The sequence below is a fragment of the Marinobacterium nitratireducens genome (genome assembly GCF_014645375.1).
Lineage (GTDB): Bacteria > Pseudomonadota > Gammaproteobacteria > Pseudomonadales > Balneatricaceae > Marinobacterium_A > Marinobacterium_A nitratireducens.
The window spans coordinates 1-1,132 of the sequence record NZ_BMLT01000034.1 but is presented as its reverse complement, the minus strand read 5'-3'; the positions used below and the strand labels follow the sequence as shown (position 1 = coordinate 1,132).

1 protein-coding gene is annotated in these 1,132 nt (G+C 33.4%); it reads left to right on the top strand.

The window, feature by feature from the left end; all coding sequences use genetic code 11:
• Positions 1–85 precede the first annotated feature (85 nt).
• Positions 86–562, top strand: coding sequence for a replication/maintenance protein RepL (locus IEX85_RS23870; protein ID WP_000664727.1), 477 nt, complete (start codon positions 86–88; stop codon positions 560–562).
• Positions 563–1,132: the final 570 nt, after the last annotated feature.

Genomic DNA, 1,132 nt, shown 5'->3' with positions numbered 1-1,132 from the left:
TCTAATTTCTTTTAACAAATGTTCTTTTTTTTTTAGAACAGTTATGATATAGTTAGAATAGTTTAAAATAAGGAGTGAGAAAAAGATGAAAGAAAGATATGGAACAGTCTATAAAGGCTCTCAGAGGCTCATAGACGAAGAAAGTGGAGAAGTCATAGAGGTAGACAAGTTATACCGTAAACAAACGTCTGGTAACTTCGTAAAGGCATATATAGTGCAATTAATAAGTATGTTAGATATGATTGGCGGAAAAAAACTTAAAATCGTTAACTATATCCTAGATAATGTCCACTTAAGTAACAATACAATGATAGCTACAACAAGAGAAATAGCAAAAGCTACAGGAACAAGTCTACAAACAGTAATAACAACACTTAAAATCTTAGAAGAAGGAAATATTATAAAAAGAAAAACTGGAGTATTAATGTTAAACCCTGAACTACTAATGAGAGGCGACGACCAAAAACAAAAATACCTCTTACTCGAATTTGGGAACTTTGAGCAAGAGGCAAATGAAAAACAAGAAAATGCATTATCTGATTATTATTCTTTCAAGGACTAGTATAACATAAAATCGTCTACAAATAGACAAAAAACCTGCACGCTTAATGTAGATCAAAAGCTTAATCGCATAAGCGTGCAGGTTTAAAGTACATAAAAAATATAATGAAAAAAAGCATCATTATACTAACGTTATACCAACATTATACTCTCATTATACTAATTGCTGAAACCCCCAACCAACTCGCCAAAGCTTTGGCTAACACACACGGCCATGCTCTGACGCTTAAGTGCACTAATGCCTTTAAAAAACATTTCGCTTCTTTTCTATATAAATATGAGCGAAGCGAATAAGCGTCGGAAAAGCAGCAAAAAGTTTCCTTTTTGCTGTTGGAGCATGGGGGTTCAGGGGGTGCAGTATCTGACGTCAATGCCGAGCGAAAGCGAGCCGAAGGGTAGCATTTACGTTAGATAACCCCCTGATATGCTCCGACGCTTTATATAGAAAAGAAGATTCAACTAGGTAAAATCTTAATATAGGTTGAGATGATAAGGTTTATAAGGAATTTGTTTGTTCTAATTTTTCACTCATTTTGTTCTAATTTCTTTTAACAAATGTTCTTTTTTTTTT

What these genes read in the sequence shown, in the direction of transcription:
- IEX85_RS23870 (WP_000664727.1), top strand. Translation starts at nt 86, where the DNA reads ATGAAAGAAAGATATGGAACAGTCTATAAAGGCTCTCAGAGGCTCATA.